The following is a 19,807-nucleotide window of genomic DNA, read 5'->3' on the forward strand; positions in this document are numbered from 1 at the left end:
CTTTCATAATTTCTTGTTCTTTCACGATTCCCACTCCCGCTTCTTAAAAGTTAAGTTTAGCCTTGAGCAAGTTTCTTTTTCTTCTCTACTCTTTCACGTTCGTTCTTATCTAGAATCTTCTTACGAAGACGGATGCTCTCTGGTGTTACTTCGCAATACTCATCATCGTTCAAGTACTCTAATGCTTCTTCAAGCGTCATAACACGAGGCTTTTTCATTGTTACAGTCTGATCTTTGTTCGCTGAACGCATGTTAGTCATCTGCTTCACTTTTACAATGTTTACAGTAATATCGTTCTCACGAGTATGTTCTCCAACGATCATTCCCATGTAAACTTCTGTACCAGGCTCTACGAAAATTGTTCCGCGATCCTCAACACCCATGATTCCGTATTGAGATGCTTTTCCGTTTTCCATTGAAACAAGAACACCCTGACGGCGTCCGCCAACATTTCCAGCAACCATTGGCTTATAACTGTCGAATGTATGGTTTAGAATTCCGTATCCGCGAGTTTGTGTTAAAAATTCAGTTGTGTAGCCGATCAATCCACGAGCTGGAACCATGAACTCTAAACGAACTTGTCCTGACCCATTGTTGATCATATTTAGCATTTCACCTTTACGGTCTCCAAGAGATTCCATGATCGCACCTGTGTATTCTTCAGGAATATCGATCTGAACACGTTCAACAGGCTCACACTTCACTCCGTCAATTTCACGGATGATTACTTCAGGTTTTGATACTTGAAGTTCAAATCCTTCACGTCGGAGGTTTTCGATTAAGATTGAAAGGTGAAGCTCACCGCGTCCTGATACTGTCCATACATCTGGTGAATCTGTATTCTCAACACGTAAACTTACGTCAGTTTCTAATTCTGCCATTAAACGTTCTTCAATCTTACGGCTAGTTACCCATTTACCTTCACGGCCAGCGAATGGAGAGTTGTTAACCAAGAACGTCATCTTAAGTGTAGGCTCATCGATACGTAGTACCGGAAGCGCTTCTTCTTGACCTTCAGGACATACTGTTTCTCCAACATTGATTTCTTCCATTCCAGAAACTGCGATAAGATCTCCTGCCTTTGCTTCTTCGATCTCAATACGCTTCAGCCCTAAGAAACCGAAAAGTTTAGTTACTCGGAACTTTTTCACAGAACCATCAAGCTTCATAAGTGATACTGCTTGTCCAACTTTGATTGTACCGCGGAATACACGTCCGATACCGATACGGCCAAGATAGTCATTATAGTCAAGCATTGTGATCTGGAATTGAAGCGGATCAGCACTGTTATCTACTGGTGCAGGAATCGTTTCAATAATTGTATCAAGCAATGCTGTCATATCTTCATCTTGCTTGTTTGGATCTGGATCCATAGAAGCTGTCCCTTTTAATGCTGACGCATAAACAACCGGGAATTCAAGCTGTTCTTCTTCTGCTCCAAGGTCGATAAATAGATCGATTACTTCGTCTACTACTTCTTCAGGACGAGCAAAATCACGGTCAATTTTGTTTACTACTACGATCGGTGTTAACTTTTGCTCAAGCGCTTTTTTTAGTACAAAACGTGTTTGAGGCATACAGCCCTCATAAGCATCAACTACTAATAAAACACCGTCTACCATTTTCATGATACGTTCTACTTCACCGCCAAAGTCAGCGTGTCCAGGAGTATCCATGATATTAATGCGTTTGTTGTTATAATTAATGGCTGTGTTTTTCGCCAAGATTGTAATACCGCGTTCACGTTCTAAATCGTTTGAGTCCATTGCACGTTCATGTACTTGCTCATTGTCACGGAAAGTTCCTGATTGATGAAGCAGTTTATCAACCAGAGTTGTTTTTCCGTGGTCAACGTGGGCGATAATCGCTATATTGCGTAAATCATCTCTTATATTCAAAATTATTCTCTCCTTATATCCTATCTCTTTTTCTTATCTTTTTTTGTTCAACTTGACTATTATATCACAAATTTATTTAAAGGCTTTTTCTTTTTATGTAAATTCGTTACACTTATTATGCAGCATCGAGTGATTTATTTACATTTGGAGGTCATTATGAACGGAGTTTTCTTTATTATTGCCTTTCTAACAGCTCTTGCTATATGCGGAGTGGGTGTGGCTATCGGCGAAAAAAGTTTACTTATTTTTATCATATCCATCATTTCTGTTTTCATTTTGATGGGATATGGATTTTCATTAAAGAAAAAACAAAGAGAGCGTTCATAAAGAAAGCTCTCTTTCTTTTTGGCTTTTTTTAAAGGCTGATTTCATAAGCTTTGTTGCTCTTGTAAGTGATTAATTTCCGTTGCAGAACTCGCTTTCCGCAGGTGTGCGGTGAGCCCATTCATCGCCTTGCGACATTGAATAGTCTCACCTGTCCCACTCATTCTGCAGGACAAGGAAGGCTCCGGCAGCGATAAATCGCACGAAGAAAATATGATTTTCATTTTCGAGGAGTCTCATCCTTCCACTCCAATTAACTTTTCATTGAAGAACAAAGCCTTCGAGAACAACCATTTATTTAATGAGATGTTCTAACATCTCTTCATGCAAACCAGGTTTTGCAGCTAGGATGCTGTTCTGTTTCAGCAGCTGGATCGGTTTGCCATCTGTATTTGTCGCAATTCCTCCAACTTCATTCAGTAGAATTAGACCCGCTGCAAAATCCCAGGGTGACAATCTCATTGTCATATAAGCATCCAGTTTACCGGATGCCACATATGCAAGTTCGATTGCAGCAGAACCGTACGAACGTGTCCCTCTAGATTTCCTTACGATTTCCTGTACGTTCTCGTGATTAATTCTTTTGTTGGGACCTACCCAAGTAGCATTCACTCCCACAACCGCTTCAGAAAGCGTTGCCTCGTCTAATTTAGAGAGCTTCAAATCATTTAAAAATGCACCTTCTCCATTTTTAGCAAAATAGAGATTTCTGCTGCCTACATCATATATCAAACCCATTTTTCCCGAACCGTTTTCATAGATGCCAATAGAAATTGCAAAATTTGATTGCTGATGGATAAAATTTGTCGTTCCATCAATCGGGTCAATAATCCAAATAATACCCGACATATCTTGAATATCATCTCCATACCCTTCTTCACCTAGTACTCTGTGTTCAGGGAATGTTTTTTGTATTTTATCAATAAAAAACTTCTCGATATTCTTATCCATATTAGTGACAAGGTCAGCAATATGTGATTTATATGTAATCGTCAGTGTATTTTCAAACGACTTCTGTAATAGTTCTGCGGCTTCAACGGTCCAAGCTTTAGCTAACTGTTCTATCTTTCTCCACTTTTCATTTTCCATCGTCTCACTCCTTGCCTTTCCTATAGTATATGTCAATTCGGGTTTGTTCACAAAAAAACGAACCATCCGTTCATGATGGATTCGTTTTTGCTACCCGCTATTTCTTTGAATCATGCCTCAAGTCTCACGAGCTCCAGCCTTAATCTTTCGAGCTTACGTTTAGAATCATTGATTTGTTTCTGATCTTTTGATTTTAAGGCATCAAACAAGGTAGCTAATTCATAGTCGATCTCAAGTTTTAAAACTGGAATTCTTCTTTCTGCATCCGTTCTTTTTAATGTATTCATTACTTGTTTCATATCGCTGGCACATCCTTTCTTTTTTCGTTTTCATGTTTTATATATTTTATGAATGACTAAGGTATATTGAAACGGCACTTTGCGGAATCTAATGCAAACATTTTTTTAAAAATTAGCTTCTGTGATAAACTTTTTTGTATCGTTTTCTAATCAGGAGGAACCATTCATGACATTCACTGGATTTAAAGAGCAGGATTTTAATGTTTTTAAGACAGATGGTCTTGAGCAGCGTATGGATCAAATCATTACCCATATACGGCCTAAACTCGAGGCACTTGGCGATAAGTATGCTGATGAACTTACAGGTTTAACAGGAGAGGAAATGTTCTATCATGTAGCAAAACACGCAAGACGTACAGTAAATCCGCCAAAAGATACATGGGTAGCCTTTGCTCCGAATAAAAGAGGATACAAAATGCTGCCACATTTTCAGATTGGATTATTTGAAACACATGTTTTTATCTGGTTTGCTCTTATATATGAGTCACCAATAAAAGATTCGTATGGCAAAACATTTCTAAAGAAACTTAGTAAGATAAAAAAGGAGATTCCCGATACCTTTGTTTGGTCTGACGATCACACAAAACCAGATAGCTATAAACATAGCGAAGTAAAAAAGAAAAGATTAAAGGAAATGGCTGAACGTTTAAGTTCTGTTAAAAAAGCTGAATTGCTTTGCGGTGTTCATATCTTAAAAGATGAAGCTGTTGCTATGACGGAAGAGGAATGGTATACACGTATTTCTGAAACATTTAAAACCCTTTTACCTCTTTATAACTTGAAGAAACAACTGTAATAAAAAAGTGGCAGGAAGCAGAAGTTCAGCTGCTTCTTACCACTAGTATATTGCCGTACTGCTTAAATGTATGGGTATGTATCACTATTGTAAGAAAAGTGTTAGAAAAGGCTGTTCCATTTTTGATGGACAGCTTTTGCTTCTTCTTTTATTTGCTGGAACAATTCACTGACAGATATAACTTCATTGATCCTCCCAGCTCCTTGACCAGCCCAGCCGAATCCTTCCTCACTTTTACCTTCATAAATGAATTTCTGATTCGCTTCCCCGCTGATAAAATCCTTTAGATGCTCATAAGAACCGTTTTTATTTTCTTCTTCAACAATCTTTAATGCAAAAGGTGTATTAAGTGTCCTGCCTGGCATACCTAACTTTCTTTTGATCACAACCGTATCGTTTTCGGAACTTTCAAGAATCCATTTTTTATAGGCTGGATGAGCATGCACGCATTCTTTCACTGCAATGAACCTTGTCCCCATTTCTATCCCTTCTGCACCAAGAGCAAGTGCAGCCATCATCCCTTTTCCATCGACGATCCCCCCAGATCCGATAACGGGTATCGATAAGACCTCAGCTATCTCGGGAATCAAAACGAAGGTACCCGTATCCTCTTTTCCAATATGTCCTCCACCCTCCTGACCAACAGCCATTACCGCATCAGCTCCAAGCTGTTCAGCTTTTAGCGCTTGGCGTTTACTTGAGACCAATACAAGAGTCTTTATGTCTGTATTCTCCAATCTTTTTAAAACAGGTGCTGGATTCCCGCCAGTTATACTAATAACCTTTACACCTTCTTCAATAGCTGTTTCCATTTGTTCCTCATAAGTTCTGCCGTGCTGACCAATTGCAAAATTCACTCCAAATGGCCGGGTTGTCATCTGCTTTGTTTTCTTGATTTCGATTCTCAATGCATCACTATTTGGAAGTGACATAGCTGTAATTTGTCCCAGTCCTCCTGCATTAGAAACGGCGGCAGCAAGGTCTGAATATGCTAAATATGCCAGACCCCCTTGAATGATTGGTAAATCAATATTTAACAAAGTTGTTACACGAGTTTTAAACACAAGATCTCTCCTCCTGAAAATCAAATCATTTACTTACATCTTCATGCATTTTCTGTTATACTTCTTTTGTTTTATAAATAATTGATTTTGATTTTAGTTAATTATAGATGAGGTGTAGTAAAAATTGTCTCAACATGAAACTCCTTTATTTACTGGCTTGCGTGAACATGCAAATAAAAATCCATTGCAATTCCATATTCCCGGTCATAAAAAAGGCCAAGGAATGGATGAAGAGTTCAAGAATTTCATTGGACCTAATGCTCTTTCAATCGATCTTATAAATATCACACCACTCGATGACCTTCATCACCCGAAAGGCATGATAAAAAAAGCTCAAGATCTTGCTGCACAAGCGTTTGGTGCGGATCATACCTTTTTCTCTGTTCAAGGTACAAGCGGAGCGATTATGACGATGATCATGTCTGTTGTATCTCCTGGAGATAAGATTCTTGTACCGAGAAATGTGCATAAATCTATTATGACGGCCATCGTATTTTCAGGTGCAACACCTATATTTATCCACCCGGAAATCGATCCTGAATTAGGGATTTCACATGGGATTACACCTGACAGCGTAGAGAAAGCGTTGAACCAGCACCCAGAGACAAAAGCGGTTCTTGTAATTAACCCGACTTATTTTGGATTTGCAGCAGATTTAAAAGGTATTGTTAATGTTGCTCACCGTTTTAATGTACCTGTTCTTGTAGATGAAGCACATGGCGTCCTTATCCATTTTCATGACCATATGCCACTGTCAGCTATGCAGGCTGGTGCCGATATGGCTGCAACAAGTGTCCATAAACTTGGGGGTTCACTTACAGGCAGTTCTATTTTAAATGTTAAAGAAGGACTTGTCTCGCCAGAACGTGTTCAAACTATATTAAGTATGATGACAACAACATCTACTTCTTATATCCTGTTAGCTTCTTTGGATGCTGCACGCAGACGTTTAGCAACAGAAGGGTATACACTAATTGAAAAAACAATCCGCCTTGCAAACCAAACGAGAGAAAAAATAAACGAAATACCAAAGCTTTATTGTGTAGGCGAAGAAAAGCTTGGTACTTCTGCTACCTTTGATTACGACCCGTCTAAACTCCTAATCTCAGTAAAAGATCTTGGAATTACAGGTTATGAAGCTGAAACTTGGCTTCGAGATCATTATAACATCGAGGTAGAATTGTCGGATCTATATAACATTTTGTGTCTGATTACTACTGCTGACCATGAAAAAGACACTATGATTCTGGTTGAAGCATTAACTAAGCTTTCAAATGAAAAAAGCTCCTCAAAAACGGAAGAGATTAAATCCTTGCCGGTACATGTTCCTGATATTCCGGTTCTTGCCCTCTCTCCTCGTGATGCTTTTTATGCAAATACAGAAAGTGTTCCTTTCGAAGAATCAGCTGGTAGAATCATCGCAGAATTTGTTATGGTATATCCGCCAGGGATTCCAATCTTCATTCCTGGAGAAATCATTACAAAAGAAAACCTTGCATATATAAAAGAGAACCTTGAGGCAGGCTTGCCTGTTCAAGGTCCAGAGGATGCCAATTTAAATTATCTTAAAGTGATTCAAGAACAAGTAGCGATACGATAGTACAAAAAAAGAAGACCCCAGAAGGTCTTCTTTTTATTTGTTTAATTTAGCTTGCTCTTGGCAATGCGGACATGTTTTAGAATACAATGTTGTTACCTTTTCCTCTTCAAAATGTTCAATTGTTGTCTCACACGTTTGGCAAATGATTACTCCCATCCGTTCCATCTCCCTTCGCATTTTGAAAGCGCTTACGTTTATATCTGTATAATATTATGTCACAATTCGTTTGTCAACACTTTTAGTATAACACATTAAAAAAATGTGCTCATTAATCATATTGTTCGATAACCGGAAGATGAGGAACAGCTTCTTCAAAGAAAAGCGCTAAATCTTCAGCTTCTTTCAGGCTCTTTATATGAAATACCTGTTTAATATATTCAAGATTTCTCATATCATTCGAGTCAAGCAGCGCTGATCTGCCAGTTTGCATACACACGACCATCGGTTTTCCGAAAAACATATTTGTGTACACAATACCAAAATCATATCTCACCGTATCTGTTGTAAAACCTACAAACCTAACCTTAACGGACTCACTCTCGTCATACAATTTTTCAAACCATTCCATGTTATCCCTCCTCGTATGATAAAACATTGTTCATCGATCGGGTTGTTCAAACCTAGCCGTTTAATGACTTGATATCCTGTTAAGTTCAAAATTGATGTAAGAGCAATTCCCTTTTGTAATGAATTTCAAACTTATATTGTCAAAATCTTCTTGAAATATGATAAACTATTGTATGAACAAATATTGTTAAAAATGACTAACTGGAGTGAGTCCGAATGTCCCAAAATGCATACATAAAGCTTGTTCCTGCATCCGAAAAACAAATAATTACAATAGAAGAAATTAAAGACATGTTCCATTATTACAAATCAATTACTAGTAAAACAGGAGAACAGCTTTCATGGGGATACTCCGAAGCAGCTTTTCCTTATACGATTGAGGAGAAAGAAGAAGCTAACAATGAATGGTTCTATTTAAAAGGAATTGATTCAAGAAAAAACAGATATATTCTGATTGGAGTCGGCTTTGAACAAAAATATTCCGAAACAGACTCTTCAGAAAATCAGCAATGTTATATCCAAGTACAACTTACAGATATCTCAACACATGGCGACAAAGGAAAAGCGAATGAATTTTGTAAGTTCTTAGCTGCAAAATTAAAGGGTGAACTTCATCTTTTTAACGGCAGGGTTATGTATTATTATCCTAAAAAATAATAAAGGCTTATCATTTAAGACTTGCATTTCGTTAGGAAGTTCAATCATATGATTGGACTTCCTATTTTATTTCAACTACAATGTAAACTTTCGGCCCCTTAGGGAAAAATAAAAAAGATACATACTCAGAAAGGTTGGTGAAGGAATGAAAAAACAAACGAATACTGTTTTTATCGTTTCATTACTCATTTCAATTGTTTTTATTGTCATAGGATTTTTATTTCCAGAAGAATTTCAAGCAAGAGCGACGACGGTTCAAAATTTTCTTCAAGAAAAATTTGGATGGTTCTATTTGCTTTCAGCAACTAGCTTTTTAATTTTCGTGCTATATCTGGCATTCAGTAAATTTGGAAAAATTAAGCTGGGTGAGCCGGATGACCAACCAGATTACAGCACGATTACCTGGTTTGCGATGTTATTTAGTGCCGGAATGGGTATTGGTCTCGTTTTTTGGGGCGTAGCAGAGCCTATAAGCCACTTCTATACCCCGCCTAGCGGTGAAGGCGGAAATGCAGCCTCAGCACAAGCAGCATTGCGCTACAGCTTTTTTCACTGGGGTCTGCACCCTTGGGCAATTTATACGCTGATCGGATTGTCTCTAGCCTATTTCAAATTTAGAAAAGGTGCACCGGGTCTTATTAGTGCAATCTTTACTCCTTTAATTGGAGATAAAGTTAATGGACCAATAGGAAAGACAATTGATATCATCGCTGTATTTGCAACGATTTTCGGTGTTGCTACGTCTCTTGGACTTGGCGCCGTACAAATAAGCGGCGGACTTTCTTATGTGACGGACATCGCGAATAATTTCACTACACAACTTATAATTATTGCTGTAGTAACCGTTTTGTTTACACTTTCCGCACAAACAGGACTTAATAAAGGAATTAAATATTTGAGCAACCTGAATATAATGCTCGCTGTAGTATTGATGGTGTTTCTGCTGTTCGCATCATCTACTAATTTCATCATGGATGTTTTTGTACAATCTTTAGGTAATTATCTGCAATATTTACCTAGTATGAGTTTAAAACTAAGTCCTTTCCGACCTAGTGAAGCCGGATGGATACAAGGCTGGACCGTTTTCTATTGGGCTTGGTGGATCGCTTGGGCACCTTTTGTCGGTACTTTTATAGCACGTGTATCAAAAGGAAGAACAATTCGGGAATTCATTTTAGGCGTATTGCTTGTCCCTACTCTATTTGGAGCACTTTGGTTCTCGATCTTCGGAGGCGCAGCACTGCACCTTGAAATTTTTAACAATGTTGCGCTTAATAAAATTATTACAGACAAAGGTACTGAAGTTGCGTTATTTGCCTTATTTGAAAATCTGCCCTTCGGGATGATTATGTCTCTGCTTGCTATTTTCTTAATCAGTACATTTTTTATCACATCAGCAGACTCTGCAACCTTTGTATTGGGGATGCAAACACGTCATGGTAGATTAGATCCTTCTTCTAAGACGAAGTTTGTCTGGGGTATGGTTATAGCGGCTGCAGCGGCTATATTACTTTATTCCGGGGGACTTGAAGCATTGCAGACAGCTTCTATCATTGCAGCTTTTCCATTTGCATTTGTAATGATATTCATGATGATTTCTCTGCAAAAAGCTCTGTCAGAAGAAAAACCTAAATCATAAAAACACAATTCTTCCTGCAACATAAATTGCTGTAAATAAAATCGTTACATGTATACCAATTGTCCTATTTGAAATAAATCTCACAGCAATAAGAAAATTAAAATAAGAAAACATTACTAAGAGTACGGTTTCATAAAATGAATGATCATGATGTGACAGATAAAGAACTAGCGAATATCCGCACCATACCAGAATTTGAATGATAATACACAAAAATACATTCATAGCATCCTCCACGTATATCTTTATACTAAATGTTATGAACAGATTTGTTTTATATGTAGAAATCAAAAAAACCCCTTGTAAGCCGCTTCCGCGGATACAAGGGGTTTTAAATGTTTTATTTTACGATGTGAACAGGAAGTCCGATCGCAACTTCTGCTGCTTCCATTGAAATTTCTCCGAAAGTTGGATGCGCATGAATTGTCATAGCAATATCTTCTGCAGTCATTCCTGCTTCAATAGCTAATCCAAGTTCTGCGATCATATCAGATGCGTTTCCGCCAGCAATTTGTGCACCTAAAACAAGTCCATCTTCTTTACGAGTGATAAGCTTCATGAAGCCATCCGTTTCGTTCATAGATAGTGCTCGTCCATTAGCTGCAAATGGGAATTTAGAAGCTTTCACTTCATACCCTGCTTCTTTTGCTGACTTTTCATCATAACCTACAGAAGCTAGTTCTGGATCTGTGAATACGACTGCTGGAATCGCTAAGTAATCAATTTCAGCCGCATGTCCGCTGATTACTTCAGCTGCTACTTTACCTTCATAAGAAGCCTTATGAGCAAGAGCTGGACCTTCTACTACATCACCGATTGCATAGATGCCGCTAACGCTTGTTTGAGCTTTTTTGTTGATCTTGATAAGACCGCGTTCAGTCATTTCAACACCAACTTGCTCAAGACCAAGTTCTTCAGTGTTTGGTCGGCGTCCAACTGTTACAAGTACATAATCTGCTTCAAAAGTTTTTGACTCACCTTTGATTTCAGCTGTTACCGTAACACCGTCTTTTGTTTCTTCTACGCCTTTAGCCATTGCTTCAGTAAATACTTCCACATTGCCTTTTTTCTTTAAGCGCTTAGAAACAACTTGGCTCATTTGCTTTTCGAACCCTGGAAGGATTTGTTTTCCGCCTTCAAGGATTGTTACTTCAGTACCAAAGTTAGCATAAGCCGTTCCAAGCTCCATTCCAATATATCCGCCGCCGATAACAACAAGCTTCTTAGGAACTTCCTTAAGAGCTAGTGCACCAGTGGAAGAAATTACACGGTCACTCCATTTGAATCCTGGGATTTCAATAGGACGAGAACCTGTTGCAATAATTGCATTTTTAAACGTATATGTTTGAGAGTTCTTCTCGTCCATGATACGAACTGTGTTTTCATTTACGAAATAAGCTTCGCCACGAATAATCTCAACTTTGTTTCCTTTTAAAAGCCCTTCAACACCGCCAGTAAGCTTCTTAACGATGCCAGCTTTCCATTCTTGAACTTTGCTGAAATCAACTTTTACGTTTTCAACAGTAATACCCATATCTTCTGAGTGATTAGCATGTTCAACACGGTGACCTGCATTAATAAGAGCTTTAGATGGAATACAACCAACGTTTAAGCAAACGCCTCCCATTTCTGCCTTTTCCGCAATAGCCACTTTTTGTCCTAATTGTGCAGCGCGAATTGCCGCTACATATCCCCCAGGACCTGAACCAATGACAAGTGTGTCTAACTCAATTGGAAAATCTCCTACTACCATCGAATTACGCCTCCATTACTAATAGTTGTGGATCGTTCAACAAACGCTTAATGTGATTCAATGCATTTTGTGCAGTTGCACCATCGATCAGACGATGGTCAAAGCTTAGAGAAAGAGCTAATACTGGAGCTACAACTACCTCTCCATCTTTAACAACTGCTTTTTCAGCGATACGGCCGATACCAAGGATAGCTACTTCAGGGTGATTAATTACTGGAGTGAACCATTGTCCACCAGCAGATCCGATGTTAGTGATCGTGCAAGATCCGCCCTTCATTTCTTCTCCAGAAAGTTTACCATCACGTGCTTTTGTAGCCAATTCGTTGATTTCAGAAGAGATCTTGAAGATAGACTTGCGATCTGCTTCTTTTACAACGGGAACCATTAATCCGTTATCTGTATCTGCAGCAATTCCGATGTTGTAATAGTGCTTGTAAACGATTTCTTCGTTCGCATCATCGATTGATGCGTTGAGCACTGGGAACTCACGAAGTGCAGATGTTAATGCTTTCACCACATACGGAAGATAAGTAAGTTTAATACCTTTATCCATCGCTACTTGTTTGAACTTCTTACGGTGTGCAACAAGATCAGTAACGTCCACTTCATCCATAAGTGTAACATGTGGAGCTGTATGTTTGGAGTTAACCATCGCTTTTGAGATCGCTTTTCTGATGCCTTTGATCTTCTCGCGTGTTTCCATTTCTCCAGCAGGAATAGCTTTAGGAGCTTCTTTTTTAGCAGCATCCGCCTTAGGTGCTTCTTTATCAGCTGCTGGTGCTTCTGCTGCAGCTTCTCCACCGCCGCTTACAAACTTATCGATATCTTCTTTAAGTACACGTCCGTTATCTCCAGAGCCTTGTACTTTACGGATATCTACTTCTTTCTCACGAGCATATTTACGAACAGAAGGCATAGCGATTACACGTTTTGTATCATCAGCAGGCTCTTCTTTAGCAGTGTCTTCAGTATTATCTGTTTTAGCTTCAGGTTTGTCGCTTTCTTTTGCTTGGTCAGCTGTAACTTCTTTTTCTTCTTCAGCTTTCGGCTGCTCTGGTGCTTCTTCGCTTCCGCCATGTGCATCTGCAGGAATCTCACCTTCTGCCTCAATCGTTAGAAGGACATCACCTACAACAGATACAGTACCTTCATCTACTTTCAACTCTAAAACTTTACCGTCTACAGGAGAAGGAATTTCAACAACGGCTTTGTCATTTTGGACTTCAAGCAGGATGTCATCTTCTTTAATAGCGTCCCCTGCTTTTACAAACCACTTTACAATTTCACCTTCGTGAATTCCTTCACCAATATCGGGAAGCTTAAATTCATATGCCACGATTAACGCCTCCAATTTTTCAATCTATTTTACTCGTTTATGTGAAAAGGCTGAAAGAAGCAGTCTTTAATAACTACCCTTTCAGCTGACATTCAATTATATTTTAGAAATTGTAGACTTTCTTTGCTTTGTCTACAATATCACGATGATCTGGAATCCAAACATCTTCTGCAGATGCATATGGGAATACTGTATCTGGTGCTGTTACACGCAGTACAGGAGCTTCCAGGTTTAAAATAGCGCGGTCATTAATTTCAGCTACAACAAACGCTCCGATACCTGCTTGCTTCTGAGCTTCTTGAACAACAATCGCACGGCCTGTTTTTTCAACAGATGCAATAATTGTGTCAATATCAAGCGGGCTGATCGTACGAAGGTCGATAACTTCAGCAGAGATGCCATCTTTCTCAAGCTCATCAGCAGCTTTTAATGAAGCGTGAACCATAGCACCATAAGTAATAATGGAAACGTCTTTACCTTCACGTTTCACATCCGCTTTACCTAGTTCAATCGTGTATTCTTCTTCAGGAACTTCACCACGGAACGAACGATATAATTTCATATGCTCTAAGTAAACAACAGGGTCGTTGTCACGGATTGCAGAAATCAATAGCCCTTTTGCGTCATATGGAGTTGCAGGAATTACTACTTTAATCCCTGGAGTTTGATACATTAATCCTTCTAAGCTATCTGCGTGAAGTTCTGGTGTTTTAACTCCTCCACCAAATGGAGAACGAATTGTAACAGGAGAGTTATAAACTCCTCCAGAACGATAGCGCATACGAGCCATTTGAGCAGCAATTGAATCAAACACTTCGAATACGAATCCAAAGAATTGAATCTCCATTACTGGACGGAAACCTGTAAGCCCTAGACCTATCGCCAGTCCCCCAATTCCAGACTCGGCAAGCGGAGTATCAAAAACACGATCTTCTCCAAATTCTTTTTGAAGACCTTCAGTCGCACGGAAAACTCCGCCGTTTTGACCTACGTCTTCACCGAAAACAAGTACGTTTTCATTGTTTTTTAATTCATTGCGCATTGCGTCTGTAATTGCTTGAATCATAGTCATTTGAGCCATATTATTTCGACTCCTTTGCTGTATATTGTTCTAATTGCTCGCGAAGGTTGTACGGAAGCTCTTCGAACATAAAGTTGATAAGGTCAGTAACCTTTTGCTTAGGCGCTCCATCAGCTTTTTTAATAGAAGCTTTAATATCTTCCTTCGCTTCTTCTACCACTTTGTTTTCTTGCTCTTCAGACCAAAGGTTCTTCTTTTCTAAGAACTTTCTGAAACGAACTAGAGGATCTTTCTTCTCCCATTCACTGTCTAAATCTTTTGTACGGTAGCGTGTAGGATCGTCCCCTGCCATCGTATGAGGACCATAACGGTAAGTAAGAGTCTCGATTAATGTTGGACCTTCACCTGCAATCGCACGCTCACGAGCTTGTTGTGTTGCTGCGTAAACAGCAAGTACATCCATACCATCTACTTGAATACCTTCAATACCAGCTGCAACTGCTTTTTGTGCAATGGTTTTTGCAGCAGATTGCTTTTCCACTGGAACTGAAATCGCAAATCGGTTGTTTTGAACAACAAAAATTGCGTTAGCAGCATATGCACCAGCAAAGTTTAATCCTTCGTAGAAGTCACCTTGAGATGCTCCGCCATCACCTGTGTAAGTGATACAAACGTTTTTCTTGCCTTGTTTCTTTAAACCAAATCCTACACCAGCAGCTTGAATAATTTGAGCCCCGATGATAATTTGCGGCATTAATACGTTTACACCTTCAGGAATCTGTCCGCCTTGGAAGTGTCCACGTGACCATAAGAATGCTTGATATAATGGGAAACCATGAAATACGATTTGAGGAATATCACGGTATCCTGGAAGAATCCAGTCTTCTTTATCTAATGCAAAGTGACTCCCTAGCATTGAAGCCTCTTGCCCAGCAACTGGAGCATAGAAACCAAGACGTCCTTGTCTGTTTAGAGAGATTGCACGCTGATCCCAAATTCGCGTATAAACCATACGGCGCATTAATTCTTGGAGCTGGTCATCAGACAACTTAGGCATTGCTGATTCGTTAACTACTTCTCCATCTTCAGAAAGAATCTGAAACGTTTCAAATTGATCTTGAACAGCATCAATTGTTTTCGTCATGAAAAGTCACCTCTTCCTTTCTTTTACCCTGTCAATTTACCCTTATCTTAAAAACACACACATACATAACAGGTTGCCCAAAGTGCCACATTTTTAAGACAGGATTATATTTTTTAAAAGGCCATTAGGCGTACCTTTGTGTCCCCACTCAAGTTTTCCCTTGTATTCAGGAGCTAAACCATCATATGGCATCCTAACTGTATTACTTAAATATGTATTTATAGTAACACAACAACCCTTTTCACGTAAATTAGTTTACACCACCTGTTAAATGCCGTCAATCTATAGAATCATTGTAGTTTACAGTTACTTTAAAGCTATGGCTTCCTATTCCTGTAATCATTGTAAAACATAACTGTTTCATTAAATACGACTCCCTGTATCAGTCGGTAGTTGAAACGAACGATATTCTCGAAAGTAAACAATATATAGCCACAAAAAATAACCCTATAAATTAATTTCAGTTCTTTTTCTATAAATTTTCTCTATGTTATGATAAGAGGAAATTACTATTAAACGAATAAACGAATTTTTTAGGCACGGAGGTTTTGCTTGTGTTAATGATGAAAGATATTGTCAGGGAAGGAAATCCGGTTCTTAGGCAAAAAGCTGCAGAGGTATCCTCACCATTCTCTGAAGAAGATATTGAAACAGCTAAAAAGCTCTTGGAGTTTGTAAAGAACAGTCAGGATCCTGAGATTGCCGGAAAATATAATTTGAGGCCAGGTATTGGTCTAGCTGCTCCGCAAATCGGAGTTTCAAAACGAATATTTGCAATGCATTTGACAGATGAACAGGGACAACTGTACAGCTATGCTCTATTAAACCCAAAGATAATCAGCCATTCGGTGCAAATGACGTACTTAGATGGGGGCGAAGGTTGTCTGTCTGTTGACAGAGATGTCCCAGGATTAGTACCTCGTTATGCAAAAGTAACTGTAAAAGGCTTTACACCCGATGGTTCTCTCGTTGAATTGAAATTAAAAGGACTCCCGGGCATTTGCTTCCAACATGAACTAGATCACCTTGATGGAATTATGTTCTATGATCGAATCAATGAAAAACAGCCATTTGAGCCTCCTTCAAACTTAGTAACTTTTAGATAAAACATTGATGTTTTTGTAAGTGGTTGATTTCCGCTCCAGGTACTCGCTTTCCGCGGGGCGTGCGGTGAGCCTCCTAGCGCTTTGCGCTGTTAGGAGTCTCACACCTCCAATCAACATGTCAATGAAGATAATCTAAATGATCTAAAAGAAAAAGAGTCAAATAAAAAAGCTGAGTTCTGCCCGTAAAAGGCAGAATTCAGCTTTTTCGTTATTATTAAGCAACCTCACGATCGTCGTCGACTGTTAATGCTTCTTTTTCATCAAATTTACTTCTAAAGAACAGTACAGTTACGAGTACAGTTACTATCCCAGCAATAAGATAAGATACATTCATCGACAATCCTAATCCAATTGGAGCATTGCATATATAAGTTGTGGTTACGACTGTCATGAAGATCGCAGGGATTGTAGCAATCCAATGATTTTTTCTTGAACGCTTCAGATACATCGCCCCAACCCATAATGCTAGCATTGCAGTAGACTGGTTAGCCCACGAGAAGTAACGCCATAATAAAGTGAAATCAATCTTTGTTAAAAGGAATGAAACTACAAACATAGGAATTGCAATCCAAAGTCTTGAAGAAAATTTCTTCTGCCCAATGTTAAAGTAATCAGCTAAAATCATTCTTGCACTTCTAAACGAAGTATCCCCTGATGTTATCGGCAAGATGATTACTCCTATTACAGCAAGCGTTCCACCAACTGCTCCAAGCATCGTTACTGAAACTTCACTTACTACAGCAGCTGGACCTCCGTCAGCAATTATCGCTGATAAAGATTTCCCGTCAAACAAGCTCATTGCAGCTGCCGCCCAGATCATAGCAATAATTGCCTCAGCAATCATCATGCCATAAAAGATTTTTCTTCCAGCCTTCTCATTTTTTGTTGTTCTTGAAATGATTGGTGACTGTGTGGCATGAAAACCTGAAAGAGCACCGCAAGAAATCGTTAAGAATAATAACGGGAAGATCGGAACATTATCTGGGTGCATATTTTCAAGGGTTAATTCTGGAATTGGTGCCCCTGTAATCACAAGACCCCCACCGATTCCAATCGCACTTATTACAAGAAGTGCACCGAAAATCGGATAAACCCGTCCTATGATTTTATCAATTGGCAATAGAGTTGCCAAAATGTAATAAACAAATATAAGACCTACGATAACGCTTAAACTCATCCAATTCCCGGTTAGATTATGAATGAGTGCAGCGGGAGCGCTTACAAAAACTGTACCAACCAAAAGAAGCAATAAAAGAGTAAATCCGTTAACTACATGCTTCATAATATTTCCTAAGAATTTCCCTGCTAATTGAGGCAAGTGCGCACCACGGTTTCGTATAGAAATCATACCCGTCAAATAATCATGGACGGCACCTGCGAAAATTGCACCTAATACAATCCAAAGAAATGCAACTGGCCCATATAAAGCTCCTAAAATCGGTCCAAAGATCGGACCAACACCTGCTATATTCAATAACTGAATGAGGGAATTCGATTTAGTTCCCATCGGAACGTAATCAATACCGTCTTCTTGTGCATAAGCCGGTGTTTTTCTTTCTTGCTTTATTCCAAAAACTTTTTCAACATATTTCCCATACGTAAAATATCCAACAACTAATAAAACAATAGAAATTAAGAATGTAACCAACCTTTTCCCTCCTTTTGTTCAAACAAAGATGCATTTTTGAATGCGTTTTCATTATAACACACAAAGAAAAAAACACTCAATTTTAAACTGAGTGTTTACGCTGTACGGTTCTGCTTTATTTTAATTGTTGAATTACGCTTTTTTCTCCCAGTCAGATAAACACCGAAAAAGATCAAAAATAAACCAAAATAAGCAATCGTCGGAATCTTCTCATTTAAAAGGACACTTCCCCATACCACTGCTGAAACTGGTACTAGATAAGTTACGAGAGTAGCAAATTCGGCTGAGCCTGCTGAGATCATGTAATAATACAACAAGTACGCTAAGCCTGAACCAAACATCCCCAGTCCTATTAAAGACAAAATCACGTTTCCTTCTAAAGCATTGTCTGGCAGATACCATCCTCCTGTAAAACTCATGATTAATCCACTTAAAACCGAACCTGTCAACAGAGTAGTTGAAGCTGTAATCCAAACTGTCGTTTCTTGAAGATGTTTTTTAGCATATTGTGAACTGAAACCATAACAGCAAGTAGCAATGAGCATAAGAACAAATCCTAGAAGGAGTTGTTCTTGAGTTAAACCTGGTGCATCGGCATCCATTAAAAAAATAATTCCTATAAATCCGACCATGACGCCGATCCATTGTTTCCACTGCATTTTAACAGAAAAAAATAAAACACCCATCATCGCTGTCCATATAGGAGTTGTTGCATTTAATATCGCGGTATAGCCGCTGTCTAAGAAAGTTTCACTCCAAGCGATCAAACCCCATGGAAGACCAGCATTCAGCAATCCAACAATAATTAAAGACTTAAGAGGCAGTCCTCTCCACTTGAGTTTTTGTTTACTCAAGAGAAAAAGCGGAATTATCGTAATTATGCCGAGCACACATCTTATGAATACAATCTGCCAAGGATCAAATACATCCAGCAGTACCTTAATAAACAGAAAAGACATTCCCCAGATTAAACTTAAAACAAAAAGTGCTGTATAAAGTTTCATGTAATCCTCCTGCGGATAAAAATATAAAAGATTGTTTCTATAGGCTCTTTTCTTCATTTGCAAGTTGATTGAAGCGCAAGGTGCGTGCCTACCACATGAGGAGCTTCTCGTTAGGCATGCGACGAGGAATCACACATCGATGCATTTTCTTGTAGACGCAGGAGCAAGTATACTTCCCTGAAGCGGTCAGGTGGAGACTCCTAATGGCGCAAAGCGGCAGGAGGCTCACCGCACGCCCCGTGGAAAGCGAGCAACCTGGAGCGGAAATCAATTACATTCAAGAGCACCAATGTATACGAAAACAGCCAAATAAAATGACACAATTTCCCTCTCTGAATAACTTCTATTTTACACATACTAAGTAATAAAAAATGGAACGGAGGGCAATAAATGAAAAAGAGAATACGTTTATTAAAGAAATTTAAAAAGTGGGTAAAGCAGCAAAACAATAACGGAAAACTCATCCTTAACTAATAAACCATTCTTATTGTCATTATAAGGGTAAAAGTCTCATCCCGGACAGTAAATATTTTTCACTTTTCATCGTCAAAAACGAAGAGTAATGAAAAACACATGAAAAACATGTCACTTTCCTTTATAATAGAACGAAGATACTCAAATACTAAAGACCGGTAAGGAGACATGAAACATGATTTTCAAAGTATTTTTTCAAACAAGCTTAACTGAAGTACCAATCCGTGAACATACACAATCGGTTTACGTAGAAGCAGAAACTATAAATGATGTTCGTAAAAAACTAGCTGACCGCAAGTACAATATTGAATACATACAAGAAATTAACGGTAAATTTCTTGAGTATGAAAAAGAAACGAACTCATTGGAATTGGAGAATGTGTAACAT

At 38.8% G+C, this 19,807-nt stretch carries 19 protein-coding genes; 7 read left to right on the forward strand and 12 right to left on the reverse strand.

The features are described from left to right. Positions 1-56 precede the first annotated feature (56 nt). Entirely contained in the window at positions 57-1,898 is a 1,842-nt protein-coding gene (gene typA / locus UN64_RS08130) for a translational GTPase TypA (protein WP_077361546.1), read from the reverse strand. 156 nt (positions 1,899-2,054) lie between these two features. Between typA and UN64_RS20815 the strand changes: the two genes are divergently transcribed. Further along, a complete protein-coding gene (locus tag UN64_RS20815) occupies positions 2,055-2,225 on the forward strand; it encodes a DUF5325 family protein (protein ID WP_171978830.1) in 171 nt (56 codons plus the stop codon). 291 nt (positions 2,226-2,516) lie between these two features. Here the strand turns inward: UN64_RS20815 and UN64_RS08135 are convergent, their stop codons facing one another. Together UN64_RS08135 and UN64_RS08140 are read right to left on the reverse strand one after the other, a co-directional pair. Next, positions 2,517-3,311: an inositol monophosphatase family protein gene (locus UN64_RS08135; protein WP_077361548.1), complete on the reverse strand. Its 795-nt coding sequence runs from the start codon at positions 3,309-3,311 to the stop codon at positions 2,517-2,519. 110 nt (positions 3,312-3,421) lie between these two features. Then, a complete protein-coding gene (locus tag UN64_RS08140; RefSeq protein WP_066289027.1) occupies positions 3,422-3,610 on the reverse strand; it encodes a hypothetical protein in 189 nt (62 codons plus the stop codon). A gap of 166 nt (positions 3,611-3,776) precedes the next feature. On the opposite strand from UN64_RS08140, the gene UN64_RS08145 reads away from it, so the two are divergent. Next, entirely contained in the window at positions 3,777-4,406 is a 630-nt protein-coding gene (locus tag UN64_RS08145) for a YktB family protein (RefSeq protein ID WP_077361550.1), read from the forward strand. Positions 4,407-4,507: 101 nt separating this feature from the next. On the opposite strand, the gene UN64_RS08150 is transcribed toward UN64_RS08145, so the two are convergent. After that, positions 4,508-5,470: an NAD(P)H-dependent flavin oxidoreductase gene (locus UN64_RS08150; protein ID WP_077361552.1), complete on the reverse strand. Its 963-nt coding sequence runs from the start codon at positions 5,468-5,470 to the stop codon at positions 4,508-4,510. Positions 5,471-5,594: 124 nt separating this feature from the next. Here UN64_RS08150 and UN64_RS08155 point away from each other — a divergent pair, with 124 nt between their 5' ends. After that, a complete protein-coding gene (locus UN64_RS08155; RefSeq protein WP_077361555.1) occupies positions 5,595-7,070 on the forward strand; it encodes an aminotransferase class I/II-fold pyridoxal phosphate-dependent enzyme in 1,476 nt (491 codons plus the stop codon). Positions 7,071-7,103: 33 nt separating this feature from the next. Here the strand turns inward: UN64_RS08155 and UN64_RS08160 are convergent, their stop codons facing one another. Together UN64_RS08160 and UN64_RS08165 are read right to left on the reverse strand one after the other, a co-directional pair. Further along, entirely contained in the window at positions 7,104-7,226 is a 123-nt protein-coding gene (locus UN64_RS08160; protein WP_077361557.1) for a GapA-binding peptide SR1P, read from the reverse strand. A gap of 112 nt (positions 7,227-7,338) precedes the next feature. Further along, complete coding sequence (locus UN64_RS08165) at positions 7,339-7,638, reverse strand: DUF3055 domain-containing protein (RefSeq protein WP_077361559.1); 300 nt, start codon at positions 7,636-7,638, stop codon at positions 7,339-7,341. A 215-nt stretch (positions 7,639-7,853) separates the two neighbouring features. Here UN64_RS08165 and UN64_RS08170 point away from each other — a divergent pair, with 215 nt between their 5' ends. Together UN64_RS08170 and UN64_RS08175 are read left to right on the forward strand one after the other, a co-directional pair. Beyond that, positions 7,854-8,294 (forward strand): DUF1885 family protein, encoded by a 441-nt coding sequence (locus UN64_RS08170; protein ID WP_077361560.1) that lies wholly within the window; start codon positions 7,854-7,856, stop codon positions 8,292-8,294. Positions 8,295-8,439: 145 nt separating this feature from the next. Beyond that, positions 8,440-9,933 carry a glycine betaine uptake BCCT transporter gene (locus tag UN64_RS08175; protein WP_077361562.1) on the forward strand — a complete coding sequence of 498 codons (1,494 nt, stop codon included), beginning with the start codon at positions 8,440-8,442 and terminating at the stop codon, positions 9,931-9,933. A gap of 340 nt (positions 9,934-10,273) precedes the next feature. Here the strand turns inward: UN64_RS08175 and lpdA are convergent, their stop codons facing one another. The 4 genes from lpdA to pdhA form a co-directional block, all read right to left on the reverse strand. Continuing rightward, positions 10,274-11,686 carry a dihydrolipoyl dehydrogenase gene (gene lpdA / locus UN64_RS08185; protein WP_077361566.1) on the reverse strand — a complete coding sequence of 471 codons (1,413 nt, stop codon included), beginning with the start codon at positions 11,684-11,686 and terminating at the stop codon, positions 10,274-10,276. 4 nt (positions 11,687-11,690) lie between these two features. After that, positions 11,691-13,022 carry a dihydrolipoamide acetyltransferase family protein gene (locus UN64_RS08190; RefSeq protein ID WP_077361568.1) on the reverse strand — a complete coding sequence of 444 codons (1,332 nt, stop codon included), beginning with the start codon at positions 13,020-13,022 and terminating at the stop codon, positions 11,691-11,693. A gap of 103 nt (positions 13,023-13,125) precedes the next feature. Beyond that, positions 13,126-14,103, reverse strand: a complete 978-nt coding sequence (locus UN64_RS08195; RefSeq protein ID WP_077361570.1) for an alpha-ketoacid dehydrogenase subunit beta — start codon at positions 14,101-14,103, stop codon at positions 13,126-13,128. Between the two features lies 1 nt (position 14,104). Continuing rightward, positions 14,105-15,187, reverse strand: a complete 1,083-nt coding sequence (gene pdhA / locus UN64_RS08200) for a pyruvate dehydrogenase (acetyl-transferring) E1 component subunit alpha (protein ID WP_077361572.1) — start codon at positions 15,185-15,187, stop codon at positions 14,105-14,107. Positions 15,188-15,741: 554 nt separating this feature from the next. On the opposite strand from pdhA, the gene def reads away from it, so the two are divergent. Continuing rightward, positions 15,742-16,293 carry a peptide deformylase gene (gene def / locus UN64_RS08205; RefSeq protein WP_077361574.1) on the forward strand — a complete coding sequence of 184 codons (552 nt, stop codon included), beginning with the start codon at positions 15,742-15,744 and terminating at the stop codon, positions 16,291-16,293. A 214-nt stretch (positions 16,294-16,507) separates the two neighbouring features. On the opposite strand, the gene UN64_RS08210 is transcribed toward def, so the two are convergent. Together UN64_RS08210 and UN64_RS08215 are read right to left on the reverse strand one after the other, a co-directional pair. Then, complete coding sequence (locus UN64_RS08210; protein ID WP_077361576.1) at positions 16,508-17,941, reverse strand: carbon starvation CstA family protein; 1,434 nt, start codon at positions 17,939-17,941, stop codon at positions 16,508-16,510. Positions 17,942-18,036: 95 nt separating this feature from the next. Continuing rightward, a complete protein-coding gene (locus UN64_RS08215) occupies positions 18,037-18,945 on the reverse strand; it encodes a DMT family transporter (RefSeq protein WP_077361578.1) in 909 nt (302 codons plus the stop codon). Between the two features lie 649 nt (positions 18,946-19,594). Between UN64_RS08215 and UN64_RS08220 the strand changes: the two genes are divergently transcribed. Further along, the gene (locus tag UN64_RS08220) at positions 19,595-19,804 is read left to right on the forward strand and encodes a DNA-dependent RNA polymerase subunit epsilon (RefSeq protein ID WP_077361580.1); all 210 of its coding nucleotides are present in this window, start codon (positions 19,595-19,597) and stop codon (positions 19,802-19,804) included. The last annotated feature ends 3 nt before the right edge of the window (positions 19,805-19,807 follow it).

Source organism: Fictibacillus arsenicus (assembly GCF_001999465.1).
In the GTDB taxonomy this organism is placed as follows: Bacteria; Bacillota; Bacilli; order Bacillales; family Fictibacillaceae; genus Fictibacillus; species Fictibacillus arsenicus.

Bases quoted from the DNA above. Each gene is read 5' to 3' on its own strand.
- UN64_RS08160 (WP_077361557.1), bottom strand. From the start codon at position 7,226: ATGGGAGTAATCATTTGCCAAACGTGTGAGACAACAATTGAACATTTT.
- UN64_RS08145 (WP_077361550.1), top strand. From the start codon at position 3,777: ATGACATTCACTGGATTTAAAGAGCAGGATTTTAATGTTTTTAAGACA.
- UN64_RS08215 (WP_077361578.1), bottom strand. From the start codon at position 18,945: ATGAAACTTTATACAGCACTTTTTGTTTTAAGTTTAATCTGGGGAATG.
- lpdA (WP_077361566.1), bottom strand. From the start codon at position 11,686: ATGGTAGTAGGAGATTTTCCAATTGAGTTAGACACACTTGTCATTGGT.
- UN64_RS08195 (WP_077361570.1), bottom strand. From the start codon at position 14,103: ATGGCTCAAATGACTATGATTCAAGCAATTACAGACGCAATGCGCAAT.
- pdhA (WP_077361572.1), bottom strand. From the start codon at position 15,187: ATGACGAAAACAATTGATGCTGTTCAAGATCAATTTGAAACGTTTCAG.
- UN64_RS08220 (WP_077361580.1), top strand. From the start codon at position 19,595: ATGATTTTCAAAGTATTTTTTCAAACAAGCTTAACTGAAGTACCAATC.
- UN64_RS20815 (WP_171978830.1), top strand. From the start codon at position 2,055: ATGAACGGAGTTTTCTTTATTATTGCCTTTCTAACAGCTCTTGCTATA.
- UN64_RS08135 (WP_077361548.1), bottom strand. From the start codon at position 3,311: ATGGAAAATGAAAAGTGGAGAAAGATAGAACAGTTAGCTAAAGCTTGG.
- UN64_RS08165 (WP_077361559.1), bottom strand. From the start codon at position 7,638: ATGGAATGGTTTGAAAAATTGTATGACGAGAGTGAGTCCGTTAAGGTT.
- UN64_RS08175 (WP_077361562.1), top strand. From the start codon at position 8,440: ATGAAAAAACAAACGAATACTGTTTTTATCGTTTCATTACTCATTTCA.
- UN64_RS08140 (WP_066289027.1), bottom strand. From the start codon at position 3,610: ATGAAACAAGTAATGAATACATTAAAAAGAACGGATGCAGAAAGAAGA.
- UN64_RS08170 (WP_077361560.1), top strand. From the start codon at position 7,854: ATGTCCCAAAATGCATACATAAAGCTTGTTCCTGCATCCGAAAAACAA.